Raw genomic sequence first — 25769 nt, 5'->3', positions numbered from 1 at the left:
ACATACTCGCTCGAGCGGGAGTGTCGACTCGCCACACCGTGTGAACGACTCCCGCCCTCGGACGGAGAACGTACCTTTTATAATCGAAAGCGCAGTAATCGAACTCACGACTATGCCGAGTTCCAACGGTCCCATGAACGGTACGCGAGGAAAGCTCTCGAACAAGCCGCGCGACCGCGGTACGTCGCCGCCGCAGCGCGCGATCCAGGAGTACGACGTCGGTCAGAAGGTCCACCTCCGACTCGACCCGAGCGTCCGCAAGGGCCGCTTCCACCCCCGCTTCAACGGTCACACCGGTGAAGTGCTCGGGAAACAGGGCCGCGCGTTCAAGGTCCAGATCAACGACGGCGGCAAAGACAAGACGATCGTCGTCCGCCCCGCCCACCTGCGCGCCCAGAAGTAGATGACCATCTTCAAAGAGAAGCTCGACGAGGAGCACCTCACCATCTCGGAGGTGAAAGAACTCCTCCAGGACGTCGAAGCCGAGCGTGCGGCCGACCCGGACCGCGAACTGCGATACGAGTTGGCCCGCGCCATCGAGCACGTCAACCGGTTCACCGTGCTCGACCCGGAGGACTCCCGTGCACTCGTCGCCGAACTCGAGGAACTCGAGAAGGTCGACGAGGCGACCGCCTACAAGATCGCCGATCTGCTCCCGCGGGACCGCGACGAACTCCGCGCAGTGTTCGCCAAACAGCGCTACGCGCTCGACGGCGACGAACTCGACGAGATACTCAACGTCATCGCGAAGTACGTCTGAGCGACTCGCAGTCGCACCCCACGACACTCCTCGTGAGACTCGATCGCGACGGGCCGCCGACGGTCACTCGACCGTCGGCTGGCGACGCCACTACTGCGTCGTCCCACTGTTTAAATAGACAGTGGACGTAACCGTCGTCTATGACTGATTCCGAGAGCGGTGAGGCCGAGAACGACGCGCGATACGCCGTCGTCCTCGACTATCTCGCACACGGTCGCCCGGACGACGATCGACCGCAGTACAAGAAGCAGCCGCTCGCGTACGCCCTCGGAGAGGAGAACTTCCGTCTCTTCGAACTGACGCTCGCGGAGGACGCCGACGTCGGCATCGGCGACCGCATCGTCGTCGAGCCGAGCGCGGACCGCCAGTCGGTCGACTCTGCACGCGAAGTCGAGTACGATGACCTCTCGAACGCCGCCCACTCGGAGCTGGAGTACGTCGTCGCCGACATGGTCGAGGACGACGAGCGGCGGTTCGTCGACTTCTACAACGACGCCCAACCGATCACCCTCCGTCTCCACCAGCTGAACCTCCTGCCCGGAATCGGGAAGAAGCTCCGGAACAACATCCTCGACGAGCGCAAGCGAAAGCCGTTCGAGAGCTTCGAAGAACTCGAAGAGCGGGTATCGGGGCTCCACAGTCCGAGAGAGGTGCTCGTCGAACGGATCATCGAAGAGCTGCGCGACGACGACCTGAAGTACAAGACGTTCGTCCGCCGCGAACAGAACCAACAGTAGCTCTGCACGGGGGGTGTCTCGTCCGGCTCGTTCTCGCCGCCAGCCCCACCGACGTGCAAGCGGGAGGTTTACAGCCGTCGGTCGTCAAATCTCCCGCAATGACCGAGCAGGACGGCGTCTCCGACGGACTCTACGGCGAGCGGACGCTCCGAAACCCCGACGCGCTCATCCGGCGTGCGGGACTCCGCGGCGACCCCGACCAGGACCAACACTTCCTCGTCGACGACCGAGTGCTCGACCGCGTACCCAGCTATCTTCCCGACGACACGGACACGTCGCACGTCCTCGAAGTCGGACCGGGAACGGGTGCGCTCACCGACCGACTGCTCGCCGTCGCCGACCGCGTCACCGTCGTCGAACGCGACGTGCGCCTCGCCGACTTCCTCCGTCGAGAGTTCGCCGACGAGATCGACGCCGGACGGTTGACCGTCCTCGAGGGTGACGCTCTGGAGGTCGACCTCCCCGAGTTCACCGCCTGCGTCGCCAACCTCCCGTACGGCATCTCCAGCGAGATAACGTTCCGACTGCTCCCCGAGGGGAAACCGCTCGTGTTGATGTTCCAGAAGGAGTTCGCAGAGCGGATGGCGGCCGACCCGGCGACCGACGCCTACGGCCGCCTCTCGGTGAGCGCACAGCACTACGCCGACGTCGAGGTCGTCGAGCCCGTGCCGCCGACGGCGTTCTCCCCGCCACCGGCCGTCGACAGCGCCGTCGTCCGGACGACACCACGCGACCCCGACTACGAGGTCGACGATCCCGCGTTCTTCCTCGACTTCGTGAAGGCACTGTTCACCCAGCGACGGAAGACCATCCGCAACGGCATCCGCAACACCACGCACATCACGGGAATCGAGAACCCCGAAGCCGTCGTCGACGCCGTCGAGGCGTACGACGAGGTGCTCCTCCGGAAGCGCGCCGGCAAACTCGCGCCCGCACAGTTCGCGGAGCTCGCCGCCGTCGCTGCCGACGTCGAGCGGCGTGAGAGCGATGCCTGAGACGCCGAACCCGCTACCGATCTCGAACGGCTCGGCGAACAGTTCGGCGAACGGTTCGGCGAACGGCTCGGCGACCGACGCGGCCAACGAGACGATCAACGAGACCGTCAGCCAGCTTCCGGCTCCGCTCGACGCTCTCGGACAGGGTATCTTTCCCGCAGGCACGGCGCTCGTCGTCCAGATCGCCGTCACCGTCGTCGTGATCGTCGCAGTCTTCGGTATCCGCTACTACGAGAACAAGTGGGTCAACTCGATGGAGTCGGACTCCATCAGACGCGTCCTTGCCTCGGGCGGCGTCGCCCTCGCCACCGCGGTCGGCGTCCTCCTCCTCGTCGACGTCTGGGCGCTCGGCGGCGCGCTCGTCAGCGCGTTCGGCAACCTCAACGAGGGGGACCGCCCCGGAAAGATTCTCATGTCGGGCGTCATCCTCGGGATCTCCTACACGCTCACCAACTTCGTCGGGCGCGTCATCCAGGTCGTCGCCGGGACGGGCGACGCCATCAGTCGGCACCAGCGCGAGGTCGTCTTCCGCCTCACACAGCTGTCGCTGTACGCGACCGCCGTCTTCCTCGTTATCAGCCTCTTCACCGAAGACCTCGGAAACCTCCTCGTCGGGGCCGGATTCGTCGGTATCATCGTCGGGATGGCGGCGAGACAGACGCTCGGGGCGGTGCTCGCGGGGTTCGTGCTGATGTTCTCCCGGCCGTTCGAGATCGGCGACTGGATCGTCGTCGGCGACAACGAGGGGACCGTGACCGACATCACCATCGTCAACACGCGACTCCAGACGTTCGACGGCGAGTACGTCATCCTCCCGAACGACGAAGTGAGCAACGAGGCCATCACCAACCGTACCCGACGGGGTCGCCTCCGAATCGAAGTCGAGGTGGGCGTCGACTACGACGCCGACCCCGAGTACGCCTCCGACGTCGTCTTGGAGGCCGTCGAGGACCTCGACGAGGTACTCGACGTGCCGGGGCCGCAGGTCGTCCTGAAGGAGTTCGCCTCCTCGTCGGTCGTCCTCGGGGCTCGGTTCTGGATCGACAACCCGAGCGCCCGCCGAATGTGGCGCGCCCGAACGGCCGCGGTCGCCGCGATAAAGGAGGCGCTCGAACGCGAGGAGATCGCCATCCCGTACCCACAGCGCGCACTGTCGACGCGCGACGGCGAGGGCGACGTACCGTTGTCGGAGTCCGATCGGAGCGCCGAAGCGACGACTGACGGAGGTAAGCGATGACGCCGGACGACGGAGAACCGGCGGAACGGTCGAGCGCGGACGGACTCGCCGAACGCCGGGGGATGAACGTCGAGGTGTATCAACCGGCCGAGGACTCTGGGCTGTTGGCGCAGGCGGCCGTCGAACGCTCCGTCTCCGGCACCGTCCTCGAGGTCGGCACCGGGTCGGGATGGGTCGCTCAGCAGGTCGACGAGAACACCGATGCGCGCGTCGTCGGCAGCGACCTCAACCCCCACGCCTGCCGACAGGCCCGCGAGCGCGGCGTCGAGGTCGTCCGCGCGAACCTGCTCGCACCGTTCCGCGACGGCGCGCTCGACGCCGTGCTGTTCAACCCGCCGTATCTCCCGACCGACCCGGACAACGAATGGGACGACTGGATGGAGCACGCGCTCTCCGGCGGCGAGTCGGGCCGCGAACTCATCGACCCGTTCCTCGACGACGTGGGCCGAGTGCTCGCCCCCGACGGCGTCGTCCTTCTGCTCGTGAGTAGTCTCACCGGTTACGACGCGGTGGTGGAACGCGCCGAAGCGAACGGGTTCACCGTCGAGACCGCCGTCCAAGAGTCGTACCCGTTCGAGACACTCACGGTACTCGCACTCACTGAATGAGTGAGGGTTATTTTCTTCATTAGCAAATATTAAGCCTCGGCATTTCTTAGCCGGGAGTGATGAGTGAACTCGTAGCGACGACACCCGGTCTGTTCCCGCTCCCCGATTGGGCGAAAGACCGGCTGTCCGACCTGAAAGGCCACCAGAAGGGCGATCTGATCTCCGGCGACGAGAGCGACGACATCGTCGCGACGTACGACGAGGCGCGCGAGGAGGTCGTCGCCGACCAGCTCGACGCCGGCCTCGACCGCGTCGTCGAGGGACAGCTCCGCTGGGACGACAACCTCGCCCACCCGCTGACCGTCCACGACAACGTCGAGACGGGCGGTATCGTCCGCTACTACGACAACAACAACTTCTATCGCGACCCGCAGGTCACGGGTGATCTGACGTTCTCCGGCGACGTCGCATCCGAACTGGAGACGGCGACCGAGGTCGTCGACAGTGAGGCTCCTCTCCAGGCCGTCCTCCCCGGTCCCTACTCGCTCGCGGACCTCGCGACCGACGAGTACTACGGCGACGAGACTGAGTTCCTCGACGCCGTCGGCGACTTCCTCGCCGGCGAAGTCGAGGCGTTCCCCGCCCACGAGACGCTGTTCCTCAACGAACCGTCGCTCGTCGAGAACGCGCCCGGTGAGGACGTCGACGAACTCGCGAGCGAGGTCATCGACCGCGTCGCCGACGCGACCGACGCGGACGTCGTCGTCAACAGCTACTGGGGCGCACTGGACGAGAAAGTCTACGCGCACCTGATGGACGCCGACGTCGACGCCATCGGCTTCGACTTCGTCGCCGGCGACCGCGAACAGACGATCTACAACATCAACGAGTACGGGACGAAATCGGACGTCGCACTCGGCCTCGTCGACGGCCAGAACACGCTCGTCGAGTCGCCGGAGACGGTCCGCGAGCGCGTCGACTGGGTGCAAGAGCAGGTCGCCGCACAGGAGTTCGACACCGTCTACGTCACGTCCAACACCGAGCTGTTCTACCTGCCGGTGAACAAGTATCAGGAGAAGCTGGCCGTCCTGGCCGAGGCAGCGAGCCTCAACGAGGTGAAAGCATGAGCCGCAACCCAGAGAAGAACCGCGAGCAGTTCCGCCCGGAGCACCACGAGACCGACCACTTCCTGCTGACGACCGTCGTCGGCAGCTACCCCAAGCCGAAGTGGCTGAACCGCGCGAAGGAGCTCTCCGAAGACGAGGAGTCGAAGTTCACCGCCGACCACCTCCACGAGGCCTACGACGACGCCTGTGAGGTCATCACCCACGAACACGAACGCGCCGGCCTCGACACCGTCGTCGACGGCGAGATGCGCAGAAACGAGATGGTCGAGTTCTTCGCCCACCGCATCGACGGCTACGAGTTCAACGGTCCGGTGAAGGTCTGGGGTCACAACTACTTCAACAAGCCCTCGGTCGCAGACGAAGTCGAGTACGACGAACCGTGGCTGGTCGACGAGTTCGAGTTCACGACGAACGTCGCCGAGAAACCCGTCAAGGTGCCCATCACGGGGCCATACACCCTCGCGAACTGGTCGTTCAACGAGGCCTACGAGACCGAGGAGGAACTCGCCTACGATCTGGCGGACCTCGTCAACGAGGAGGTCGAGAAACTCGTCGAAGCGGGCGCCCGCTACATCCAGATCGACGAACCCGCCCTGGCGACGACGCCGGACGACCACGCCATCGTCGGCGAGTGTCTCGAACGCATCGTCGACGACATCCCCGAAGAGATTCGCATCGGTCTCCACGTCTGTTACGGCGACTACTCGCGTATCTACCCCGAACTCAACGACTACCCTATCGACGAGTTCGACGTCGAACTCTGCAACGGCGACTACGAACAGATCGACGTCTTCACCGAACCGGAGTTCGAGCCCGACCTCGCACTCGGCGTCGTCGACGCCCACACCGCCGAAGTCGAACCGGTCGAGGAGATCAAGGAGAACATCAAACAGGGGCTCAAAGTGGTGCCGCCGGAGAAGCTCACCATCAGCCCGGACTGCGGGCTGAAGCTCCTCCCGCGCGACATCGCCTACGGCAAGATGGAGAACATGGTGAAAGCCGCCCGCGAAGTCGAGCAGGAACTCGACGCGGGCGAGATCACGGTCGAGAAGCCGACGCCGAACGCGGACTGAACGTTCGCCTTCTCCCGCCCGGAGCTTTTTCTCCGGAGCGACGCAAGGCCGAACGCATCCATGAGCGACACGCTGGTCGACCGACTCGACGGCATCGTCCACGAAGAGACACAGGTCCACGACGACGGCGTCGACCTGACGGTCGCCGAGATACGCTCCGTCGACGAACCGGGACGCGTCGACTTCGGCGGCGGCGAACTGACGGCGGCCGAGTCGTCGCCGGTCGAGACGGAGAAGCGTGACCCCGACGACGACTACGGCTGGTGGAACCTCGACGAGGGGCAGTACCTCCTCGTCTACAACGAGACGCTGACCGGGGCGGGAACCGCCGTCCTCCAGACCCGAACGGAGTTGCGTGATCGCGGGGCGTTCCACCCGACGCTGTTCACCGAGTCGCTCGGACGGATGCCGCTGTCGGTACCGACCGGCGGGATCCGACTCAAAGAGAACGCCCGCGTCTCGACGCTGCTCCCGTCGCCGTAGCAGCGTCGAAGCGTCGGTTCAGTTCATGGGCTACTCGCCTGCACCGACAGCGTCATCAGCACGTCCGACCATCAGGGTGGTCTCGCCGTCGAGGACCGACTCGACGTCGTAGAACGCCGTTCCGGGGGTGGAGTTCGGCCACCTCGTCCCGGTGGTCGCGGTTCGCAGAGAGAAAGTCGTCCACGTTCCGACTCGCACGTCCCGACGGCATGGCTCTTCTTCCCGTACGTCACACGTCGACACGTGACGTGGACGTTCACCGACGCCACACGGCGCGTCTCAGTGCTCCGGCATCTGTCCCATCGACTCGCCCGCCACAGTCGCTCGGTCGGTTCCAACCTCGACGACGCCGACGGCGAGCAGAACGCCGCCGACGAGACCGAACAGGAAGACGCGAACCGCCGGAGAGAGCGCACTCAGAACCGCGCTCCCGGCGAATGCGCCGCCGACGAACGCCGCCTGAACCGCGCCGACGGCCAGCAGCGCTCGTCTGCGCGTCTCGGCGGCGTACAGGCCGCCGACGGCACACGTCTCCGCGGTCGCGTGCCCGGCGACGACCACCGCGCCGACGAGTCCGAACGCGAGGTCGGCCGTCGCCGCCGTCGCGAGCAACGCCCCCTCCAGACAGCGATGCAGGAGCACCGCGCCGAACGTCGCGTCGGCACACCCGCCGAGACGCCGTCCGTGAGCGACGTCGACGGCGATCGCCATGCCGACGACGGCGGCGACGACCGCGACGACTAGCCGCTCGGTGAGCGCCACCACGACGGCGCTCCCCCCGAGGACGACGAGCAACGCGCCGACGGCGCGAACGAGCGTCTCGCGGCCGCTGGTCGACACGTACCGAGCGACGGCGACGCCGCCGAGGAGACTCAGTCCGACCGCGAGCGCGACGACGGCCCCGACCGACAGCGTCCCGTCGGCGACGGTCGCGGGTTCGTCGTGCGCCGCGACTGTACCGACGAGGAGCGTTGACGCCAGTGCGGCGGTCGACACCGCTCGTCGCACTGCGGTCGAGACCACCCGCTCTGCGACAGTCGGTCGGTCGCGACGGTCGGACAGTCGTCGGTTCATCTCGTCGCTCCTCACCTCACCGCCACGGGTTCGACACCAGTTCGGCGGCGACGTCCTTGCCGACGACGACGGCGCAGTCGGTTCGTGGTTCGGCGATACAGCAGAGCACGTAACCCGAGTCGAGATGCCGCCGTTTGAGCGCCCGTGGCGGGCGACGGTGGACGACCTCGCCCGACTCGACCCGGCCGGCACAGGTGGCGCACGCGCCGGTCCGACAGCCGAACGGGACGGCGACGTCGGCGCGCTCGGCGGCCTCCAGTATCGACTGGTCGGCGGTTGCCGCTACTACCGTCTCCTCGCCGTCGCGCCACCGGAGGCGTACGTCCATTACTGCCAGACGTCGCTCGTACAGTCGCCGTCGGGCCAGCGAATCTCGTGGGCGCGGGCCGGGCCGTTCGGCAGGTCGCCGAAGTCGACCATGAACTCCGGGTCGAGCGTCATCGTCCCCTTCCGCGGGTTCACGTCGGCCTTCAGCATCACCGACCCCTGCTCGCCCTCCTCGGGGTAGAACTGGTTGTCCCACGAGGAGAAAAGCGACGTCGTCCAGTAGAGGCGCGTCCCGTCCAGCGAGAGTTGGATCATCTGCGGGCCGCCGAACACCTCGCGTTCGCCGTCGATCGGGGTGCGTGGACCGAACAGCCCACCTGCCCACACCCGGTCGGCGAGTCGCGGGTTCGCCGGGTCCGAGACGTCGTACATCCGCACGTCGCCGTGGAGCCAGTTCGAGAAGAACAGATACCGGTCGTCCATCGAGACGAGGAGGTCGGTGACGAGACCCGGAACGGGCATGTCCCAGTCGTCGTGCTCGCGTGGTTCGACGTCGATCACTTTGTCCGCGGCCCACTGTTCTCCGTCTCTGTGAACGTGGAACACGTTCGAGGAGAGGGCGGCACCGACGTAGGCGTGCGCCGCCTCGGGACTGTGGAGGAACCGCACTTCGAGCGGGATCTGTCCCTCCTCGCCGAGGTCGATCGTCTGAGTCACCTCGTGGTTCTCCCAGTCCCAGACGTTGAGGCGACGGCCGTAGTTACCCTTCTCGACGTCTTCGAGGTCGAACCCGGGTAAGAAGGTCTTCGGAGCGGCCCACTCCGAGGAGATCATCACGTTGTGCCGGGGCTGATACCAGTAGTCGTAGTTCATCTGTATCTCGCCCGGCGGGTCCCACCGGCCGACGACGTCGAAGTCGTGGTCGAGTTCGAGGAAGCCGCCCGGCAGGTCGCCGTCGGCGTTCCCGAGCATGCTGACGATGATCTTCCCCTCGGGGACGCAGTGGACCGTGTGCGGCGTAGAGAGATCGTGTTCGAACACCTCCTCCGGCTCGATCACCTTCACGATCTCGGGGTTTCGGCGGTCCTTCGTGTCGACGACGTGGAGACGTGACGACCGGACGCCCGGGACCAGCAGGTAGCGCCGTTCGAGTCCCTCCACGTGACACGACGACGAACAGGCGTTCCAGCCGAAGTGGTGCAGTTCGTCGCCGCGGTTCGGCATCTCCAGTCGGTCGACGATCTCACAGGACGTCTCCGAGTCGGGGTTCACGTCGACGACGGAGACGAAGTCCGGTGCGTCCACGTCGGTGCCGACGTAGAGACTCATCACGTAGGCGAGTTCTTCGGGCTCCGACTCCTCGATGGCGGCCTGCGGAGTCGCGTAGCCGGGTCCCTCAGCGTCGTGGTGCTCGTGGTGACCGTGCTCCACCGACGTATGTGGTGAGTCAGCGTCACTCATGCTAGAGAGGACGCGGGCGAACGGCATCGCTCTTTGTTCGCTCGGAACAGAACGTTCACCCGAAGCGGGAACTCACCCGAAGTGGAAACGTTCACCGACCGAATCGAACGCTCAGACCGCCGCTCGACTCAGTTCGACGCCCCCGTGGAGAGTTCTCGCCGGCACGTGCCGGCGAACGGGCTGTGCTCGTCGGCCGTCGACCGCGACCTCGGCGACCTGCATCGTCGCCTCTAGTTCGTCGCCGGGACCGAGATCGAGTCTGTCGACGGCGGCAGCCGTCAGGAGCGTCGTGAACAGCTCTCCGTCCGGTCCCTCGAGGACGACGTGGACGACGCTGCCGGTGTGGACGACCGACCGGACGATACTTCTCAGCCTGTTGTGCGACTCTGTCGACATTTGTAGAGAGTAACGCTTCGGACGAAAATAAGCTTTCTCGCGCTGACGCTTCGCTCCCGAGCGGAAAGAAAACCGAGAAGTCGAGTCGGAGCCGCGTTAGTGTTCTTCGTCTTCGTAGACCCAGACGGCCTCCGTCTGGTCCCAGTCGACGAGTTCCTCGTCGTCGAAGAACAGTTCGATCTCGCGTTCGTTCGCGCCCTCGTCCTCGTGGTCCGACCCGTGGATGACGTTCTGTCCGAGGTCGAGTCCGAGGTCACCGCGGATGGTGCCGGGTGCGGACTCGGCGGGGTCCGTCTCGCCCATCATCTGACGGACCTGCCGGGTCGCGTCTGCGCCCTCCCAGACCATCGCGAAGACGGGACCGGACGTGATGAAGTCGACGAGACCGTCGAAGAACGGCTTTCCTTCGTGCTCACCGTAGTGTTCGTGGGCGAGCTCCTCGTCGATCTGCATGAACTTGCCGGCGACGAGCTTCAGGCCGCGGTCCTCGAAGCGAGAGACGATCTCGCCGATGAGGCCGCGCTGGACGCCGTCGGGCTTGACCATCACGAAGGTGCGTTCGTCGTGGTGGCTCATTCACGCGACCCCTGACGACCGCCTTCTTCGGTCCACTCGAGGTCGCGCGCTTCGCGACCGAGTTTGGTGTTCTTCTCGCACTTCGAGGAACAGAAGTGGATGACGGTACCGTTGGTACGGACGAACATCGTCCCCGTACCGGGTTCGATGTCCGCGCCGCAGTAGTCGCAGTCACGGTGCTGTGGCATGAGTTACTGCCCCCCGATGGAGTCGGCGTCGCGCTGGGTCTCGCGCAGCTGGAGGATGTCGCCCTCGCGCACGGGACCGAGCACGTTCCGTGTGATGATGCGGCCCTGGTTCGAGCCCTCGCGGATGCGGCACTTGACCTGCATGGCCTCGCCGTGCATCCCAGTCTTGCCAACGACCTCGATGACCTCGGCGGACGTCGAGTCGCTGGCGGTCTCTTCTGCGCTCATGGATGCTTACTGCAGGTCCTCGAGCTTGCCGGCGATATCCTCGACGTCGTCCGAGGCCTCGCCAGCGTCGACGATGGCCGCGGCGGCACTGCCGACTTCGAGACCGGACGCGTGTCCGATGTCGTCCTGGGTCTCGACGTAGATGAACGGGATGCCCTTCTCCTCACAGAGTTCGGGGAGGTGCATCACGATCTCTTCCGGCGAGACGTCCTCGGCGATGAAGACGAGGTCCGCGTTGCCGCGCTCGACGGCTTTCGTCGTCTCGTTCGTTCCTTTCTTTACACTACCTGTGTCTCGGGCGACCTCGAGCGCCTCGACGGCGCGTTCCTGAAGGTCGGCTGGGACTTCGAAATTGACGTAGACTGGCATGGTTGTTCACCTCTCCTGCTCGCGGGCTCGACTGCCTCGCCGACCCACCGAGAAACCTCAGCGGAAAGTGGTCGGTCCCTGACGGCGAGGAGTATCATCAACCCCGGGCAGGCTGTACACACGAGTTGTCTTCCACCCCATAAAAGCGCTTTCAAAGCCGCCACGGCGTGGCAGACCGCCGCACGGGGCCCGCGGGTCGCGCCGAAACACACCGATCTCCCGTCGTCCGTCGTCGCCACCGACTTTATCTCTCTGCCAATCGATGGCACGGATATGTCTGTGAGCTTCGACTACTCCGACCGCGTCGTCCTCGTCACCGGTGCCAGCGGCGCACTCGGTAGCGCCGTCGCGACGACTTTCCGCGACGCCGGTGCGACGGTCGCCGCCAGCGACGTCGTCGACCCGAGCGACGAGGATGCCCACTTGGAGACGGGCGAGGGAATCCAGTTCTACCAGGGCGACTTCACCGACGAGAGCGACGTCGAAGACGTCGTCGAGAGCGTCGTCGACGACCACGGCCGCCTCGACTGTCTCCTGAACATCGCGGGGACGTGGAGGGGCGGCTCACCCGTCGACGAGACGGACGTCGACGAGTTCGACCTGCTGTTCGACGTCAACCTCAAGACGATGTTCCTGGCGTCGAAACACGCCCTCCCGCATCTCCGGGAGACGGAGGGTGCGATCGTCTCGGTCTCCGCGCGCTCCTCGCTGGAGGGAGGGGAGGGTGACGGCCCGTATCGTGCCTCCAAGGCGGGCGTCCGCCTGCTGACGGAGACTGTCGCCGAGGAGAACACGGGGACCGTCCGCGCCAACGCGGTGATGCCGAGCGTCATCGACACGCCGATGAACCGCGAGATGATGGAGCCGAAAGACGAGTGGGTCGACCCCGAACGGATCGCGCGGGTGATGCTGTTCCTCTGTTCGGACGCCGCCGAGGTGACGAGCGGGGCCGCCGTCCCGGTGTACGGCGAGGCCTGACGCGCCGGACGCGGTCTGTCTTCCCGCGCGCCGTCGCGGCGAACACCACCGGACGCCGATCTGCGGCGTCCGAAGACGTACACTGACATACACAGTTGTCCATAAGTGAGTCCACTGCCAGATAGGAACTGGGCGTTCGCCCGGAGAACTCGCGATCGGGACGTTAATTCTCAACTCTCCCTGCGTGTAACTGAATCACAAGCCGTGAGGCTTATCCGGGGTATCGGCAAAGCAGTGAAACACACTCATGAGCGAACGTGAAACATGGGCCACGAGGGCAGGATTCATCCTCGCGGCCGTCGGCAGCGCCGTCGGACTCGGGAACATCTGGCAGTTCCCGTTCAAGACCGCACAGTTCGGAGGGTCGTCGTTCCTCCTCGTCTACCTCGTCGCCGTCCTCGGCATCGGACTTCCGGCGATCCTCGCGGAGTTCGTCATCGGTCGAAAGGCGAAACTCAACACCATCGACGCCTTCGAGGAACTCGGCTACCGCAACTGGCGGATCGTCGGCGTCCTCGGGTTGGCGACCGGCTTTTGGATTCTGTCGTACTACAGCGTCGTCGGCGGCTGGGTGCTCCGGTACATCGCCGGCAGCGTCACCGGCGCGTACTTCGCCGACCCGGCGGCGTACTTCGGACAGATCTCGATGGGCGTCGACGCGCTCGCGCTCCACGCGGTCTTCATGGCACTCGTGATCGGCATCGTCGCACTCGGCATCGAGGACGGTATCGAGAAGGCGACGAAGCTGATGGTGCCGAGCATCATCGTCATCCTGATCGCGCTCGCCGTCTGGGCGTTCACGCTGCCGGGGGCGAGCGAGGGGTACACCTACTTCCTGTCGCCGAACTTCGGTGCGCTCGCCGCCAACTTCGGCGAGATCGTCCCGTTCGCCGTCGGGCAGGCGTTCTTCTCGCTGTCGCTCGGGATGGGTGCGATGATCACTTACGCCTCCTACATCGACGGCGACGAGAGCCTGTTCGGCGACAGCCTCACCATCGTCGTCCTCAACACGTTCGTCGGCGTCCTCGCCGGACTCGTCGTCCTGCCGCTGCTGTTCGCACAGGGGATCGACCCCAACACGAGCGGAGCGGGGGCCGTCTTCGTCAGCGTCGCGACAGCGTTCGCCGAACTGCCGGCCGGTAACGCGCTCGGCTTTTTCTTCTTCGTCGTGGTGCTCATCGCGGCGCTCTCCAGCGCTATCAGCCTGCTCGAGGTGGTCGTCTCGTGGGCCGTCGACAACACGTCCTACAGTCGGCCCGTCATCGCCACCGGCCTCGGCGGCGTCATCTTCGCGCTCGGCATCCCCTCGGCGTGGGATACGGCGTGGCTCACCTGGTTCGACACGCTCGCGTACCAGCTGCTGCTGCCGACCTCGGTGCTCGGCATCCTCATCTTCGTCGGGTGGGTCTACGGCCGTCCGGCACTCGCCGAACTGTTGAAGGGGAGCACCGCCAACGAGGGACTCGGCCTGACGTGGCTCTGGACGGCCCGGACGGTCGTCATCGCGGGCGTCCTCGGCACTCTCCTGCTCGGGTTCCAGACGCTCTTCGTCGACGGAGCCATCGTACCGCCGTTCTGAACGCGATCCCCCCGACGACCGTCGGGTTACGAATCGTCACCGACCTCCGATTTTTACCGGCCATCGGTTCGTGCAGCCGCCCGCTCGGCGTCGGAAAACCGTTATCATGCCCGATTGACGGTTCTGCGACTCGAAACGCACTTCAACCATAGTAGGCCAATGCATGACAATGACACGAGAAACGTGGGCGACGAGGATGGGGTTCATCCTCGCCGCCGTCGGAAGTGCCGTCGGCCTCGGGAACATCTGGCGGTTCCCGTGGGTCACAGCAGAGAACGGGGGGAGCGCCTTCCTCCTCGTCTATCTCGCGATCGTCGTCCTCGTCGGGGTGCCCGGCATCCTCGGCGAGTTCGTCATCGGCCGTCGCTCCGGGCGCAACCCGGTCGGCGCGCTTCGCGAACTCTCGGGATCGCGGACGTGGGGGCTCGTCGGGATGCTCAGCGTCCTCACCGGCGTCGCGCTGCTGTCGTTCTACAGCGTCGTCGGCGGATGGATCCTCCGCTACTTCGTCGAGAGCCTCGTCGCACTCGGGACGGCAGGACCCGCGCCGTACTTCGCCGACCCCGGCTCCTACTACGACGGGATCGCCTTCACCACCGACGCCGTGCTCTACCACGTCGCCTTCCTCGTCCTGACGGCGCTCATCGTCTTCGCGGGTATCCGCAGAGGGATCGAGATCGGGACGAAGGTGATGATGCCGGCCATCCTCCTGCTGCTCGTCGGGCTCGCCGTCTGGGCCTCCCAACAGCCGAACGCCGCCGCCGGCTACGAGTTCTACCTCAGTTTCGACCTCGCGACGTTGCGGGCGAACTTCTTCGACGTGCTCGGTCCCGCGGCGGGACAGGCACTGTTCACCCTCTCGCTCGGGGCGGGGACGATGGTCACCTACGCCTCCTACATCGGCGACGATCGCTCGCTCCCGTTCGACGCGACGACCATCGCCGTCCTCAACACGTTCGTCGGCGTCCTCGCCGGACTCGTCGTCTTCCCGCTCCTGTTCTCCGTGACGGGTGAGGCCGGCAGCAGCGGTCCCGGCGCGCTGTTCGTCAGCATCGCCGGCGCGTTCGCCCGCCTCCCGGCGGGGACGCTCATCGCCACGGCCTTCTTCGGCGTCGTGACGCTCGCGGCGCTCTCCTCGTCGATCTCGATGTTGGAGATCCCCGTCTCCTTCCTCGTCGACGAGTTCGAGTTCTCGCGTCCCGTCGCGGTCGGCGGCGTCGCCGGGCTCGTCGTCGTGACCGGCAGTGTCAACGCCCTCCGGCCCGCCCTCTTCGGCTTCGTCGCCGGCCCGCTCGTCGACTCGCTTCTGACGATCGGTCTCATCGTGTTCCTGCTGTTCGTCGGCTGGGTGCTCGGCGTCGACGCCGTCGACGAGTTCCGGAGAGGGTCCGGGAGTCTCGCGAACACGCTGAGTACGCCGTGGCTCCTCGCGGTCGGCGTCGCCATCCCCTTCTTCCTCGTCTTCACGCTCCTGTCGAGTCTCGGACTCGGCGGGATTGCCGCCAGTCTGATCCCCGTCTCGAGCTTCTGGCTCACGGTCGTGATGACGGTCGTGCTGACCGTCGGCGCGTTCGTCGGTCTACGCGGGTCGCGGTCGGTCGTCTGAGCAGTCGCTCGGTGAGTCGAGGAACTGAACTGCTCTCGCTTTTCAGACGCTCCGGGCGTCGACGACGCTGACGTCGTAGTGGGTCGCACCGTCGGGGACGATGACCGTCGCCGTGACGTCGCGTCGCTCGCCCGCATCGACGGCCGACTCGTGGAGGTCGACCCGACGGTCGAGCGTCCCGTCGTCGCCGTAGAACCCGACGCGGACCACGCCGTCGCCCGCCTCTCCGGCGTTGACGAGCGTGGTCACGAGGTCGACCTGTCGGCCGCCGTGGTCGCCAACGTCGACGACGGTCCCTCCCGACTCCAGCCGCGGTTCCGCGAGCGACAGCGTGTCGCTACTGCCGGCACGCGAGTCGCGGAACTGTCGGACGCGGTTCTGCAGTGCCTCGGCCTGTCGGTCTGCGTCGCCCGAGAGACGCTCCCTGAGACGGAGAAGCGTGTTGTCGACGTCGTCGAGCAGCGAGTCGCGGCCGTCCTCCCGTCGCTCGTCGCCTCGCTCGCGCGACGCGTACTCGTCGAGTCGCGTCCGGACCTCGTCGAGTTCTGCGCGGACGTCGGCGTCCGCTTTCCGTTCGAGACGGTCGAGTTCGTCGCTCATCGCGAGCAGCGGCGGCAGGTTGCGCTCCGACATGGTCGACGGTTGGGTCGCCTCCCGAGTAAACGACGTGGCCGCGGCACGCAGAAGGCGGCAATCCCCGGTGCTGTCCGGTCGGCCTTTCTCGACCGCGTCCCAAGCGAGCACATGGATGGACTGCTCGCCGGCGTCGACGGCGCGTTCTCTGCCTCGCCGGCGGTCTACCTGCTCGCGCTGGTGCCAGCACTCCTCTGGGGGTTCTCGCCCGTGCTCTCGAAGCGCGGGATGTCGGCCGGCGGCGACGCGGTGCAGGCCGCGCTCGTCGTGGTCGTCGTGGACTCGGCGCTCTACTGGCTGTTGCTCCTCGCGCGGCAGGGGCTGGATCTCTTCACCGCGCTGTCTCCCACGACGCTCGGCGTCTTCGTCGTCGCGGGCGCAGTCGGCACGGCACTCGGCCGCATCGCCGTCTTCAACGGCGTCGATCGGGTCGGCGCGAGTGTCAACAGCGCGGTCATCAGCGCCCGCCCGCTGTTTGCAACCGCGTTGGCCGTCGGCTTCCTCGGCGAACGCGTGACGCCGACCACCGTGCTCGGCATCGTCGTCCTCGTCGTCGGTCTCGTCCTCCTCACGGTCGCGAAAGGCGGTGACCTCGGCGGCTGGAAGCCGCGAGACCTGCTCTTCCCGCTCGGCGCGGCGGCGTTCTTCGCCGCCGGCAACGTCCTCCGTCGGTTCGGACTGACGACGTCGCCGACGACCGCGCTGGAGGCCGTGACGCTGAACGAGACGGCGGCGCTCGTCGCGCTCGCGGCGTACGCTCTCACTCGCCACCGCGATGCGGTCTTCGGGTCGCCCCGCCGGAGCTACCTCTACTTCGCCGGGAGTGGTCTGCTCACGGCCGTCGCCCTGCTGTCGCTGTTCGCGGCGTTCTCGCTGCCCGAGGGTGACGTCGCCATCGTCGACCCGCTTGCGGCGACGGCGCCGCTCTTCACCACCGTGTTCTCGTACTTCCTGCTCTCGGATCTCGAGACCGTCACGAGAGGCGTCGTCGCGGGAGCGGTCGCCGTCGTCGTCGGTGCGGCGCTCGTGACGCTCGGACCGGGGGCGGCAGTGGCTTGATAATCTGTGGTGGTCGTTTTGTCGGGTTGCGGAATTCTTTTGCCGTATCTCTGTGACATTGGACCCAATGAGCACAGGTGGTCTCGCGTGACTATGGACGACCGCATCGAGGAACTCCGCGAGAAGCGCGAGGAAGCGCAGCTCGGCGGAGGCGAAGACCGCATCGAGTCCCAACACGACAAGGGGAAGATGACGGCTCGCGAACGCATCGACTACTTCCTCGACGACGGAACGTTCCAGGAGTTCGACCAGTTCCGTACCCACCGGACCCACTCGTTCGGGATGGAGGAGAAACAGCTGTACGGCGACGGCGTCGTCACCGGCTACGGCGAAGTCAACGGGCGGACCGTCTTCGTCTTCGCTCACGACTTCACCGTCTTCGGCGGCTCGCTCGGCGAAGTGTTCGCCGAGAAGATCTGCAAGGTGATGGACAAGGCGATGGAGGTCGGCGCGCCCGTCGTCGGCCTCAACGACTCCGCCGGCGCGCGGATCCAAGAGGGCGTCAAGGCTCTCGGCGGGTTCGGCGAGATCTTCCGCCGCAACACCGAAGCGAGCGGGGTCATCCCGCAGATCTCGGCCATCATGGGACCGTGTGCGGGTGGGGCGGTCTACTCGCCGGGTCTCACCGACTTCACCTTCATGGTGAAGGACACGAGCCACATGTTCATCACCGGTCCGGACGTCATCAAGACGGTCACGGGCGAGGAGGTGACGTTCGACGAACTCGGCGGCGCGAAGACGCACAGTTCGACCTCCGGGGTGGCGCACTTCGCCGTCGACTCCGAGGAGGAGGCGCTCGACAACATCGCCTTGCTCCTCTCGTATCTCCCGCAGAACAACGTCGAGGACCCGCCGCGGGTCGACCCGTGGGACGACCCCGAACGCGCCGACGAAGAGCTGAACACCATCGTCCCGGACCAACCGCGGAAACCGTACGACATCACCAACGTCGTCGACCACGTCGCCGACGAGGGGTCGTTCTTCGAGGTCCACGAGGACTTCGCGAAGAACATCGTCGTCGGCTTCGCCCGCCTCGACGGCCACTCGGTCGGCATCGTCGCCAACCAGCCGCGCGTCAACGCCGGGACGCTCGACATCGAAGCCTCCGAGAAGGCCGCACGGTTCGTCCGCTGCTGTGACGCGTTCAACGTCCCGATCCTGACGTTCGTCGACGTCCCCGGGTTCCTCCCCGGCACGGACCAGGAGCACAACGGTATCATCCGTCACGGCGCGAAACTGCTCTACGCCTACTCCGAGGCGCAGGTGCCGCTGATGACCGTCATCACGCGGAAGGCGTACGGCGGCGCGTACGACGTCATGGCGTCGAAGCATCTCGGTGCGGACGTCAACTACGCGTGGCCGACCGCGGAGATCGCCGTCATGGGTCCGCAGGGTGCGGTCAACGTCCTCTACTCGAAAGAGTTGGAGGCCGCGGACGACCCCGACGCTCGCCGCGACGAACTGATCGAGGAGTACCGCGAGGAGTTCGCCAACCCTTACACCGCTGCGGACCGCGGCTTCCTCGACGACGTCATCGAACCGCCGGAGACCCGCGCGCGCCTCATCGCGGACCTGAAGATGCTCAAATCCAAGCGCGGCGACCTCCCGGAGAAGAAACACGGTAACATCCCCATCTGATGAGTCTCGTCGACAAACTCGACATCCCGGAGAACGCCAACCCCGACGAAGCCGCGGCCATCATCGCCGCTATCGGGGCGCACATGCGCGACCAGGAGGCCGCGGCGGCGGCCGACGGAGAGGACGAGGAGACGTGGCAGGGCCGGAAGTGGACGTTCGCGAGTCGGATCGAAGCGTTGCAGGGGCGGTCGGTCCAGCGCGTCCCCGACGGTACGCCGACCGACGCGTGGACCGCGGCGTCGCGGGCGGACAGGTTCTGACGCCGCCGTCGACAACGTCACTCTCCCCATCGCCGGACGGTCGGTGACCGAGCGAGGAGACGGTTCACGCCGACTCCCGTCTCCACACTCGCATCGGAGTCTCGCCGGGATCGAGCACGACCCGCGGCGAGGGGTCGATGGGTTCGACGCGCTCGAAGCGCACCCGCCGAGCGAGCGTCGTCAAGGCGAGTTTCAACTCCATCGTCGCGAAGCGCATCCCGATGCAGTGACGGGGGCCGCCACCGAACGGGAAGGCGGCGTAGTCGGGGCGATCGGGGTCGTCGTCGTCGAACCGCTCGGGCCGGAACTCCTCGGGCGCGTCCCACCACCGGCCGTCGCGCTGGATGTGGTAGGTCGCCAACTGTATCGTCGTGTCCGCCGATGTCGCGTATCCGCCGAGCGTCGTGTCCGCGACCGGTTGCCGATAGAGGGTGAACACCGGCGGATAGAGTCGGAGCGTTTCCTCGACGACCTGCTCCGTGTACTGAAGCGCCGACAGATCCGCGACCGTCGGGTCGCGGTCGCCGAGGACGGTCGTCAGTTCCGCGTCGAGTCGTTCGCGGACCTCGGGGTGGCCAGCGAGGAGCCAGCAGGCGTAGGTGAGCGCCGTCGAGCTCGTCTCGTGGCCGGCGAAGAGGAAAGTGACGAGTTGGTCGCGCACCGTCTCTGCGTCCATCGTCGACCCGTCGGGGTACGTCGCGTCGAGCAGGGTCGCGAGCAGGTCGTCGTGTTCGCCGGTCGTCTCTCGTCGCTCCGCGATCAGCGCTGCGACGAGGTCGTCGAGGCCGGCCATCGCCCGGTCGTACCGCCGCGTCGCCGGCGTCGGGAGCCACTCGGGAGCGAGCGACGAGACGCCGGTCGTCACCTCGGCGATCGCCTCGGCTGCCTCCCGGACGACCGCGCCGCGCTCGGCGTCGAGGTCGATCGCGAGCAGCGTCCGGGCGAGGACCGAAAGCGAGTACGACGAGAGCGCCTCTCGTAGTGGGACGACGGACCCGTCCGCCCAGTCGTCGGCGAGGGCGGCCGCGTCGTCGACCATCGTCTCGGCGAACTGCTCGATCCGTCCGGGTGTGAAAGCCGGTTGGAGCAGCCGACGCTGGCGGCGCCACTCGTCGTCCTCGACGGTGACGAGTCCGTTCGGTGCGAGCAGGGAGGCGAACTCGGTCTCGAACTCGCCCTTCTGGAACTCGTCGCCTCGCGTCACGAGCACCTCCTCGACGAGTTCCGGGTCGAAGACGGCGACGAACTGCCGGCCGACGGCGTCGTACTCCACGACGTCGCCGCGTCGCTGGAGGCGGTCGCCGAGCGCCAACCCGTCCCGGAACCACGCGACCGTGTGACCGAGAAGCGGAAGACCGTCGTCTCTCGGCGGGGACGGTGCGTCGTCGAACCCGACGGTCGGGTCGGATGCGTCCTCGCCGCGTGCCGTGTCTGTCCCCCTCTCGTCTCTCGCTCTCTCCTCCGCGGCCGTCCTGTGGGGTCGCTCGTCCGTCAGCGAGTCGGTGTCCGTCATATCACTCAGTTGACCGTCTCGTCCCCTCGCGGTTGCCACGGACTGCTGAACCTTTTTATAAACAGGCTGCCACGGCTGTAGCCGTGAAGTCACTCGACGTGACAGTTCGACTTCCACCCGCGATGCGGCTGCCGATACCCAAGGGGTCCGACGTCGACGACGCCGTCGAGCGCGAGGAGATGGTCGCGTGGCACGCCCGGTCCGACGGGGCCGTCTCGTTCCTCTCGGTCGTCACCGGCGATCTGGGGGTCGTCCGCGAGACCGTCGAGGCTATCGACCCGGTGCGCTCGGTGGAGTACGCGGCCATCGACGACGACACGTTCTACGTCTACGCCGAACTGGAGGCGACGCCGGCCGACGTCGCGCTCTGGGAGACCTTCGAGGACCGCCACGTCGTCGTCGTCCCGCCCGTGGTCTATCTCGACGCCGGCACCGTCCGACTGACCGTCCTCGGCGACCCTGCGGATCTGCGGGCGGTCGTCGCGGACTTCCCGGACGATGTCGGCGTGGAGATCCGTCGCCTGAGCGAGCACCGCCACCTCGCCGGGTCGCTCGCGGGGCGTCTCACGCGGCGGCAGCTCGAAGCGGTTCGCGTCGCTCGCGAGGTCGGATACTACGAAGTGCCACGCGAGGGGTCGCTGACCGAGGTGGCCGAGACGCTCGACTGCTCCGAGAGCGCCGCGTCGACGCTCCTCCGGAAGGGACAACGAGCACTCGTCGACGCGGCGTTCGGTCGGTGAGCACTGCCGGTCCTCCCGTCCGACTCAGCGCTTTCGCACTCGCACGCGGAGCGCCTCTTTCGGCTGGAGCGTCGCCGCGGCCGTGAACTCGAGGTCGGGGTCGCTCACGAGGTCGAACTCACACGACTGCACCAGCGTCGCCAACACGAGGTGGAGTTCGAGTATGGCGAAGCGCATCCCGATGCAGTGACGCGGGCCGCCGCCGAACGGGAAGTACGCGTAGTCGGGCAACTCGGCTTCCATCTCGTCGGTCCACCGTTCGGGTCGGAACGACTCGGGGTCGTCGTACCACCGCGGGTCGGCGTGGAGGCGGAACGACGGGAGCGTGAGTTGGGTCCCCTCGGGGACGCGGTAGCCGCCGAGGACCACGTCCCGCGTCGGCTGGCGGAACAGCACGTAGGCCGGTGGGTACAGTCGGAGCGTCTCCTTCAGCACTCGCTCCGTGTCGTCGAGTCGGCGGACGTCCGCGGCTGTCGGCCGCCCGTCGCCGACGACGTCGTCGATCTCCGCTCGCAGTCGAGCGGCCACCTCGGGATGCCGCGCGAGCGCGAAGACGGCGTAACTCAGCGCCAGCGACGTGGTCTCGTGGCCGGCGAAGAGGAACGTCATCAGCTGGTCGCGCACCGTCCGCTCGTCCATCGCCGTCCCGTCCTCGTAGGTGACGTCGAGAAGCAGCGAGAGCAGGTCGTCGCTCGCCTCCGTCGCTCGCCGGCGCTCGGCGATCAGGTCGCGGACGACCCGGTCGAACTCGTCGGTGGCGCGTCGGAACCGCCGGTTTCGCGGCGTCGGCAGCCACTCCGGGAGGAACGACTGTATCGACCCGGCGTCGCTGCGCTCCTGGACCGCGTGGGCGGCGTCGCGGATGGCGCTCTCGTCGCCCCGGATGTCGACGCCGAACAGCGTCGTCGCGAGGATGGAGAGCGCGAGCGCGGAGAACTCGTCGGTGAGGTCGACCACCTGACCGTCGTCCCACGAGTCGACCGTCGCGGCGGCGTAGGCGGCCATCGTCTCGCCGTACGTCTCGACGCGCTCGCGGTAGAACGTCGGCTGCATCGCCGTCCGCTGGCGGCGCCACTCCTCGCCCTCGGTGAGGAGCACGCCGTGTTCGAGGAAGTCGACGCCCGACTGCCGCAGGATGTCGCCTTTCTCGTAGGAGTCGGCGTCGTCGACGAGCACCTGCTCGATCTGGTCCGGGTGGAGCAGCGTAACGAAGTCGTGGCCGCCGACGCGGTAGCTCACGACGTCGCCGTACTCGGCGAGCGTGTCGTAGAAGCCGAAGACGTCGCGGACGAACTCGACGGTGTTGCCGACGAGCGGGACGCCGTCGGGACCGGGCGGGAGCTGGCCGTCGTCGACCGTCTCCTGAGAGCTCATACGTCGAGATACTCGGCGTCGCCAAATCGAGTTTGGGTCGGATCTGTCCGCCTCTTTTTGTACGTGGCGTGTCAGATGTCGACCATGAAGTATCTCCACCTCACCCTCCGTCAACCGCGGGAGACGCGGCATCCGATGCAGAACGCCATCGCCGACCACGAGGCGATCCACCGCGCGGACCTGCTCTGCTGGAACTTCGGGACGGGCGAGGACGAAGAGAGCCTGCTGTTCTACGTCGTCGGCGACGACGTAGTCTACGAGGCCGCCCTCGCCGACGTCGAGAGCGTCGTCGACTACGACGTCACGTCCGTCGACGACGACACCTTCTACGTCTACGTCGACCAGCGGACCCGCGAGACTGACGTCGACTTCCGGGCCGCCTTCGCCCGGCGACGTCTCGTGGTCGTCCCGCCCGTCGTCTACACGGACGACGGCGAGACGGCGTTCACCGTCGTCGGCGACGCCGAGGACCTCCGGGCGACGCTCGACGCCCTCCCCAACCGGATCGACGTCGACGTCGACCAGGTCGGCGAGTACGACCGTCGAAACGGGGCGCTCACCGGGTCGTTGACGGCGAGACAGCGAGAGGCGGTCGCCGTCGCCGTCGACCGCGGCTACTACGACGTCCCCCGAACCGGGTCGGTCGAAGCGGTGGCGACCGAACTCGGCGTCTCCTCGAGCACGGCGTCGAGTCACCTCCGGAAAGCCGAGGCGACGGTTATGCGACGGGTCGCTCGACGGTGACGTCGGTCGCCGACTTCGTCAACGTCCTATCGGGGTACGTTGACACGCACCCCGATTCGGACCGATAGAATAACAGGACCGTTCCGTGAATGGTTCCCCAAGAAATGTTCAGTAAGGTTCTCGTCGCGAACCGAGGTGAAATCGCGGTGCGCGTGATGCGCGCCTGTGAAGAACTCGGCATTCGAACAGTCGCGGTGTACAGTGACGCCGACAAACACGCGGGACACGTCCGTTACGCCGACGAGGCGTACAACATCGGTCCGGCGCGTGCGGCCGACTCCTACCTCGATCACGAGGCCGTCATCGAGGCCGGTCGTAAGGCAGGTGCGGACGCCATCCACCCCGGATACGGCTTCCTCGCGGAGAACGCCAAATTCGCCGCGAAGGTCGGCGAGAGCAACATGAAGTGGGTCGGTCCCTCCGCCGACGCGATGGAGCGACTCGGCGAGAAGACGAAGGCCCGCGCGCTGATGCAGGAGGCCGACGTCCCCGTCGTTCCAGGAACGACAGAACCCGTCGAGTCCGCAGAGGAGGTCAAGGAGATCGCCGACGAGTACGGCTACCCGGTCGCCATCAAGGCCGAAGGTGGCGGCGGTGGCCGCGGCCTGAAAGTCGTGCACAGCGAGGGGGAAGTCGAGGACCAACTCGAAACCGCCCAGCGTGAGGGTGAGGCCTACTTCGACAACGCCTCGGTCTACGTCGAGAAGTACCTCGAGTCGCCGCGACACATCGAGGTCCAGATTCTCGCCGACGAACACGGCAACGTCCGGCATCTCGGCGAGCGTGACTGCTCGCTGCAGCGCCGCCACCAGAAGGTCATCGAGGAGGCTCCGTCGCCCGCGCTGACCGAGGACCTGCGCGACCGTATCGGCGAGGCGGCCCGTCGCGGCGTCAAAGCGGCCGACTACTTCAACGCCGGGACGGTGGAGTTCCTCGTCGAGGACGGCGAGTTCTACTTCATGGAGGTCAACACCCGGATTCAGGTCGAACACACCGTCACCGAGCAGATCACAGGTATCGACATCGTGAAGTGGCAGCTCCGGGTCGCCGCGGGCGAGGAACTGAACTTCGCACAGGACGACGTCGAGATCGACGGCCACTCGATGGAGTTCCGCATCAACGCCGAGAACGCAGCGAACGACTTCGCGCCCGCGCCGGGTGGCAAACTGGAGACGTACGACCCGCCGGGCGGGATCGGCGTCCGCATGGACGACGCGCTCAGACAGGGCGACGACCTGGTGACGGACTACGACTCGATGATCGCGAAGCTCATCGTCACCGCCTCCGACCGCGAGGAGTGTATCACGCGCTCGGAGCGCGCGCTCGCCGAGTTCGAGATCGAGGGGTTCAACACGATCATCCCGTTCCACCGGCTGATGCTCACCGACGAGACGTTCTGTGCGGGCGAGCACACGACGAAGTATCTCGACGAGGAGCTCGACAAGGAGCGCATCGAGCAGGCCGTCGAAGAGTGGGGTCCCGCCGACTCCGGCGCCGAGGAGGAGGAGGAGGACGAGGAGGTCACCGAGCGCGACTTCACCGTCGAGGTCAACGGCAAGCGCTTCCAGGTGTCGCTCGAAGAGCGCGGCGCGCCCGCCATCCCCGTCTCCGGAAACAGCGGGTCAAGTGGGGGACAGCAACGTCCACCGCAGGCCAAGCAGGACGACGGTGAGGAGGAGGTCGTCGTCGAGGGCGACGGCGAGAGCGTCGAGGCCGAGATGCAGGGGACCATCCTCTCGGTCGAAGTGAGCGAGGGCGACGAGGTCAGCTCCGGCGACGTCGTCTGCGTGCTCGAGGCAATGAAGATGGAGAACGACGTCGTCGCCGAGCGCGGCGGCACCGTCTCGCAGGTGCTCGTCTCCGAGGGCGACGCCGTCGACATGGGCGACGTGCTCGTCGTCGTCGAGTAAGCGACGCACTCACACGGCTGCGACAGCGTTTTCTTCGACTCGGTGGTCGATCCACGAGTGACTTCTCTCAGGCTCGATCCCGTCGACGGCGACGAAACTATGAATCTCCTCGAAAGCGAGTGGTGTGCCGACTGCTATAGCGTTCAGTCGCGTCGGGAGTGACAGCGCTGTGGCTCACCGCGTAGGATAGAAAGGAGACCGAATCGTCGAAACTCG

28 protein-coding genes and 1 pseudogene are annotated in these 25769 nt (G+C 66.6%); 18 read left to right on the top strand and 11 right to left on the bottom strand.

The window, feature by feature from the left end:
* Positions 1-112 precede the first annotated feature (112 nt).
* The 9 genes from BSG17_RS09990 to BSG17_RS09950 all read left to right on the top strand — a co-directional run bounded on the left by BSG17_RS09990 (position 113) and on the right by BSG17_RS09950 (position 6960).
* Entirely contained in the window at positions 113-403 is a 291-nt protein-coding gene (locus BSG17_RS09990; RefSeq protein ID WP_089823564.1) for a 50S ribosomal protein L21e, read from the top strand.
* Positions 404-760 carry an RNA polymerase Rpb4 family protein gene (locus BSG17_RS09985; protein WP_089823562.1) on the top strand — a complete coding sequence of 119 codons (357 nt, stop codon included), beginning with the start codon at positions 404-406 and terminating at the stop codon, positions 758-760.
* Positions 761-900: 140 nt separating this feature from the next.
* The gene (locus tag BSG17_RS09980; protein WP_089823560.1) at positions 901-1497 is read left to right on the top strand and encodes a DUF655 domain-containing protein; all 597 of its coding nucleotides are present in this window, start codon (positions 901-903) and stop codon (positions 1495-1497) included.
* Positions 1498-1595: 98 nt separating this feature from the next.
* Positions 1596-2492, top strand: a complete 897-nt coding sequence (locus BSG17_RS09975) for a 16S ribosomal RNA methyltransferase A (protein WP_089823558.1) — start codon at positions 1596-1598, stop codon at positions 2490-2492.
* Entirely contained in the window at positions 2485-3729 is a 1245-nt protein-coding gene (locus BSG17_RS09970) for a mechanosensitive ion channel family protein (RefSeq protein ID WP_089823556.1), read from the top strand. The genes BSG17_RS09975 and BSG17_RS09970 overlap by 8 nt, the downstream gene beginning before the upstream one ends.
* Positions 3726-4337: a HemK2/MTQ2 family protein methyltransferase gene (locus tag BSG17_RS09965; RefSeq protein WP_089823554.1), complete on the top strand. Its 612-nt coding sequence runs from the start codon at positions 3726-3728 to the stop codon at positions 4335-4337. Before BSG17_RS09970 ends, BSG17_RS09965 begins: the two co-directional genes overlap by 4 nt.
* A gap of 59 nt (positions 4338-4396) precedes the next feature.
* On the top strand, positions 4397-5404 hold the full coding sequence (locus BSG17_RS09960; RefSeq protein WP_089823551.1) for a 5-methyltetrahydropteroyltriglutamate--homocysteine methyltransferase: 1008 nt from the start codon (positions 4397-4399) through the stop codon (positions 5402-5404).
* A complete protein-coding gene (locus BSG17_RS09955; RefSeq protein WP_089823549.1) occupies positions 5401-6477 on the top strand; it encodes a methionine synthase in 1077 nt (358 codons plus the stop codon). Before BSG17_RS09960 ends, BSG17_RS09955 begins: the two co-directional genes overlap by 4 nt.
* Before the next feature lie 60 nt (positions 6478-6537).
* Positions 6538-6960: a dCTP deaminase/dUTPase family protein gene (locus BSG17_RS09950; protein ID WP_089823547.1), complete on the top strand. Its 423-nt coding sequence runs from the start codon at positions 6538-6540 to the stop codon at positions 6958-6960.
* A 279-nt stretch (positions 6961-7239) separates the two neighbouring features.
* Here the strand turns inward: BSG17_RS09950 and BSG17_RS09945 are convergent, their stop codons facing one another.
* The 8 genes and pseudogenes from BSG17_RS09945 to rpl7ae all read right to left on the bottom strand — a co-directional run bounded on the left by BSG17_RS09945 (position 7240) and on the right by rpl7ae (position 11519).
* Positions 7240-8034 (bottom strand): hypothetical protein, encoded by a 795-nt coding sequence (locus BSG17_RS09945; RefSeq protein WP_139246584.1) that lies wholly within the window; start codon positions 8032-8034, stop codon positions 7240-7242.
* 16 nt (positions 8035-8050) lie between these two features.
* Positions 8051-8362: a 2Fe-2S iron-sulfur cluster-binding protein gene (locus BSG17_RS09940; RefSeq protein ID WP_089823543.1), complete on the bottom strand. Its 312-nt coding sequence runs from the start codon at positions 8360-8362 to the stop codon at positions 8051-8053.
* Positions 8362-9762: a selenium-binding protein SBP56-related protein gene (locus BSG17_RS09935; protein WP_089823927.1), complete on the bottom strand. Its 1401-nt coding sequence runs from the start codon at positions 9760-9762 to the stop codon at positions 8362-8364. Before BSG17_RS09935 ends, BSG17_RS09940 begins: the two co-directional genes overlap by 1 nt.
* 111 nt (positions 9763-9873) lie before the next feature.
* Positions 9874-10170 (bottom strand): annotated as a pseudogene (locus tag BSG17_RS09930) (TOBE domain-containing protein); the annotation flags it as partial.
* A gap of 84 nt (positions 10171-10254) precedes the next feature.
* The gene (gene ndk / locus BSG17_RS09925) at positions 10255-10734 is read right to left on the bottom strand and encodes a nucleoside-diphosphate kinase (protein WP_089823539.1); all 480 of its coding nucleotides are present in this window, start codon (positions 10732-10734) and stop codon (positions 10255-10257) included.
* A complete protein-coding gene (locus BSG17_RS09920) occupies positions 10731-10922 on the bottom strand; it encodes a 50S ribosomal protein L24e (RefSeq protein WP_089823537.1) in 192 nt (63 codons plus the stop codon). Before BSG17_RS09920 ends, ndk begins: the two co-directional genes overlap by 4 nt.
* Positions 10923-10925: 3 nt before the next feature.
* A complete protein-coding gene (locus tag BSG17_RS09915; protein WP_009374932.1) occupies positions 10926-11150 on the bottom strand; it encodes a 30S ribosomal protein S28e in 225 nt (74 codons plus the stop codon).
* Positions 11151-11156: 6 nt separating this feature from the next.
* Positions 11157-11519: a 50S ribosomal protein L7Ae gene (gene rpl7ae, locus BSG17_RS09910; RefSeq protein WP_089823535.1), complete on the bottom strand. Its 363-nt coding sequence runs from the start codon at positions 11517-11519 to the stop codon at positions 11157-11159.
* A 273-nt stretch (positions 11520-11792) separates the two neighbouring features.
* Between rpl7ae and BSG17_RS09905 the strand changes: the two genes are divergently transcribed.
* The 3 genes from BSG17_RS09905 (at position 11793) to BSG17_RS09895 (ending at position 15682) form a co-directional block, all read left to right on the top strand.
* On the top strand, positions 11793-12497 hold the full coding sequence (locus tag BSG17_RS09905) for an SDR family oxidoreductase (RefSeq protein WP_089823533.1): 705 nt from the start codon (positions 11793-11795) through the stop codon (positions 12495-12497).
* A 247-nt stretch (positions 12498-12744) separates the two neighbouring features.
* Positions 12745-14076, top strand: a complete 1332-nt coding sequence (locus tag BSG17_RS09900) for a sodium-dependent transporter (RefSeq protein ID WP_089823531.1) — start codon at positions 12745-12747, stop codon at positions 14074-14076.
* Positions 14077-14245: 169 nt separating this feature from the next.
* Positions 14246-15682 (top strand): sodium-dependent transporter, encoded by a 1437-nt coding sequence (locus BSG17_RS09895; protein WP_089823529.1) that lies wholly within the window; start codon positions 14246-14248, stop codon positions 15680-15682.
* A 42-nt stretch (positions 15683-15724) separates the two neighbouring features.
* Here the strand turns inward: BSG17_RS09895 and BSG17_RS09890 are convergent, their stop codons facing one another.
* Positions 15725-16315, bottom strand: a complete 591-nt coding sequence (locus tag BSG17_RS09890) for a DUF7553 family protein (RefSeq protein ID WP_089823527.1) — start codon at positions 16313-16315, stop codon at positions 15725-15727.
* Between the two features lie 111 nt (positions 16316-16426).
* Between BSG17_RS09890 and BSG17_RS09885 the strand changes: the two genes are divergently transcribed.
* From BSG17_RS09885 to BSG17_RS09875, 3 genes are all read left to right on the top strand, one after another.
* A complete protein-coding gene (locus BSG17_RS09885) occupies positions 16427-17374 on the top strand; it encodes a DMT family transporter (protein ID WP_089823526.1) in 948 nt (315 codons plus the stop codon).
* Between the two features lie 93 nt (positions 17375-17467).
* Complete coding sequence (locus tag BSG17_RS09880; RefSeq protein ID WP_089823524.1) at positions 17468-19012, top strand: acyl-CoA carboxylase subunit beta; 1545 nt, start codon at positions 17468-17470, stop codon at positions 19010-19012.
* On the top strand, positions 19012-19272 hold the full coding sequence (locus BSG17_RS09875) for a DUF8022 family protein (protein WP_089823522.1): 261 nt from the start codon (positions 19012-19014) through the stop codon (positions 19270-19272). Before BSG17_RS09880 ends, BSG17_RS09875 begins: the two co-directional genes overlap by 1 nt.
* A gap of 64 nt (positions 19273-19336) precedes the next feature.
* Here BSG17_RS09875 and BSG17_RS09870 read toward each other — a convergent pair whose 3' ends face one another.
* Positions 19337-20785 carry a cytochrome P450 gene (locus tag BSG17_RS09870; protein WP_089823520.1) on the bottom strand — a complete coding sequence of 483 codons (1449 nt, stop codon included), beginning with the start codon at positions 20783-20785 and terminating at the stop codon, positions 19337-19339.
* An 83-nt stretch (positions 20786-20868) separates the two neighbouring features.
* On the opposite strand from BSG17_RS09870, the gene BSG17_RS09865 reads away from it, so the two are divergent.
* Positions 20869-21525: a helix-turn-helix domain-containing protein gene (locus BSG17_RS09865; protein ID WP_089823518.1), complete on the top strand. Its 657-nt coding sequence runs from the start codon at positions 20869-20871 to the stop codon at positions 21523-21525.
* A gap of 24 nt (positions 21526-21549) precedes the next feature.
* Here the strand turns inward: BSG17_RS09865 and BSG17_RS09860 are convergent, their stop codons facing one another.
* The gene (locus tag BSG17_RS09860; RefSeq protein WP_089823516.1) at positions 21550-22899 is read right to left on the bottom strand and encodes a cytochrome P450; all 1350 of its coding nucleotides are present in this window, start codon (positions 22897-22899) and stop codon (positions 21550-21552) included.
* An 84-nt stretch (positions 22900-22983) separates the two neighbouring features.
* On the opposite strand from BSG17_RS09860, the gene BSG17_RS09855 reads away from it, so the two are divergent.
* Together BSG17_RS09855 and BSG17_RS09850 are read left to right on the top strand one after the other, a co-directional pair.
* Complete coding sequence (locus tag BSG17_RS09855; protein ID WP_089823925.1) at positions 22984-23643, top strand: helix-turn-helix domain-containing protein; 660 nt, start codon at positions 22984-22986, stop codon at positions 23641-23643.
* A gap of 104 nt (positions 23644-23747) precedes the next feature.
* On the top strand, positions 23748-25553 hold the full coding sequence (locus BSG17_RS09850; RefSeq protein WP_089823514.1) for an acetyl-CoA carboxylase biotin carboxylase subunit: 1806 nt from the start codon (positions 23748-23750) through the stop codon (positions 25551-25553).
* The last annotated feature ends 216 nt before the right edge of the window (positions 25554-25769 follow it).

This window comes from Halogranum amylolyticum (genome assembly GCF_900110465.1).
GTDB classification, from domain to species: domain Archaea; phylum Halobacteriota; class Halobacteria; order Halobacteriales; family Haloferacaceae; genus Halogranum; species Halogranum amylolyticum.
The sequence above is the reverse complement of the archived record's forward strand: the minus strand, read 5'-3'. Positions and strand labels throughout refer to the sequence as shown.

What these genes read in the sequence shown, in the direction of transcription:
- BSG17_RS09885 (WP_089823526.1), top strand. Translation starts at nt 16,427, where the DNA reads ATGGATGGACTGCTCGCCGGCGTCGACGGCGCGTTCTCTGCCTCGCCG.
- BSG17_RS09935 (WP_089823927.1), bottom strand. Translation starts at nt 9,762, where the DNA reads ATGAGTGACGCTGACTCACCACATACGTCGGTGGAGCACGGTCACCAC.
- BSG17_RS09875 (WP_089823522.1), top strand. Translation starts at nt 19,012, where the DNA reads ATGAGTCTCGTCGACAAACTCGACATCCCGGAGAACGCCAACCCCGAC.
- BSG17_RS09920 (WP_089823537.1), bottom strand. Translation starts at nt 10,922, where the DNA reads ATGCCACAGCACCGTGACTGCGACTACTGCGGCGCGGACATCGAACCC.
- BSG17_RS09965 (WP_089823554.1), top strand. Translation starts at nt 3,726, where the DNA reads ATGACGCCGGACGACGGAGAACCGGCGGAACGGTCGAGCGCGGACGGA.
- BSG17_RS09900 (WP_089823531.1), top strand. Translation starts at nt 12,745, where the DNA reads ATGAGCGAACGTGAAACATGGGCCACGAGGGCAGGATTCATCCTCGCG.
- BSG17_RS09895 (WP_089823529.1), top strand. Translation starts at nt 14,246, where the DNA reads ATGACACGAGAAACGTGGGCGACGAGGATGGGGTTCATCCTCGCCGCC.
- BSG17_RS09870 (WP_089823520.1), bottom strand. Translation starts at nt 20,785, where the DNA reads ATGACGGACACCGACTCGCTGACGGACGAGCGACCCCACAGGACGGCC.
- BSG17_RS09945 (WP_139246584.1), bottom strand. Translation starts at nt 8,034, where the DNA reads ATGAACCGACGACTGTCCGACCGTCGCGACCGACCGACTGTCGCAGAG.
- BSG17_RS09855 (WP_089823925.1), top strand. Translation starts at nt 22,984, where the DNA reads ATGAAGTATCTCCACCTCACCCTCCGTCAACCGCGGGAGACGCGGCAT.
- ndk (WP_089823539.1), bottom strand. Translation starts at nt 10,734, where the DNA reads ATGAGCCACCACGACGAACGCACCTTCGTGATGGTCAAGCCCGACGGC.
- BSG17_RS09860 (WP_089823516.1), bottom strand. Translation starts at nt 22,899, where the DNA reads ATGAGCTCTCAGGAGACGGTCGACGACGGCCAGCTCCCGCCCGGTCCC.
- BSG17_RS09940 (WP_089823543.1), bottom strand. Translation starts at nt 8,362, where the DNA reads ATGGACGTACGCCTCCGGTGGCGCGACGGCGAGGAGACGGTAGTAGCG.
- BSG17_RS09950 (WP_089823547.1), top strand. Translation starts at nt 6,538, where the DNA reads ATGAGCGACACGCTGGTCGACCGACTCGACGGCATCGTCCACGAAGAG.
- BSG17_RS09970 (WP_089823556.1), top strand. Translation starts at nt 2,485, where the DNA reads ATGCCTGAGACGCCGAACCCGCTACCGATCTCGAACGGCTCGGCGAAC.
- rpl7ae (WP_089823535.1), bottom strand. Translation starts at nt 11,519, where the DNA reads ATGCCAGTCTACGTCAATTTCGAAGTCCCAGCCGACCTTCAGGAACGC.
- BSG17_RS09955 (WP_089823549.1), top strand. Translation starts at nt 5,401, where the DNA reads ATGAGCCGCAACCCAGAGAAGAACCGCGAGCAGTTCCGCCCGGAGCAC.
- BSG17_RS09880 (WP_089823524.1), top strand. Translation starts at nt 17,468, where the DNA reads ATGGACGACCGCATCGAGGAACTCCGCGAGAAGCGCGAGGAAGCGCAG.
- BSG17_RS09980 (WP_089823560.1), top strand. Translation starts at nt 901, where the DNA reads ATGACTGATTCCGAGAGCGGTGAGGCCGAGAACGACGCGCGATACGCC.
- BSG17_RS09850 (WP_089823514.1), top strand. Translation starts at nt 23,748, where the DNA reads ATGTTCAGTAAGGTTCTCGTCGCGAACCGAGGTGAAATCGCGGTGCGC.
- BSG17_RS09915 (WP_009374932.1), bottom strand. Translation starts at nt 11,150, where the DNA reads ATGAGCGCAGAAGAGACCGCCAGCGACTCGACGTCCGCCGAGGTCATC.
- BSG17_RS09905 (WP_089823533.1), top strand. Translation starts at nt 11,793, where the DNA reads ATGTCTGTGAGCTTCGACTACTCCGACCGCGTCGTCCTCGTCACCGGT.
- BSG17_RS09975 (WP_089823558.1), top strand. Translation starts at nt 1,596, where the DNA reads ATGACCGAGCAGGACGGCGTCTCCGACGGACTCTACGGCGAGCGGACG.
- BSG17_RS09960 (WP_089823551.1), top strand. Translation starts at nt 4,397, where the DNA reads ATGAGTGAACTCGTAGCGACGACACCCGGTCTGTTCCCGCTCCCCGAT.
- BSG17_RS09985 (WP_089823562.1), top strand. Translation starts at nt 404, where the DNA reads ATGACCATCTTCAAAGAGAAGCTCGACGAGGAGCACCTCACCATCTCG.
- BSG17_RS09990 (WP_089823564.1), top strand. Translation starts at nt 113, where the DNA reads ATGCCGAGTTCCAACGGTCCCATGAACGGTACGCGAGGAAAGCTCTCG.
- BSG17_RS09890 (WP_089823527.1), bottom strand. Translation starts at nt 16,315, where the DNA reads ATGTCGGAGCGCAACCTGCCGCCGCTGCTCGCGATGAGCGACGAACTC.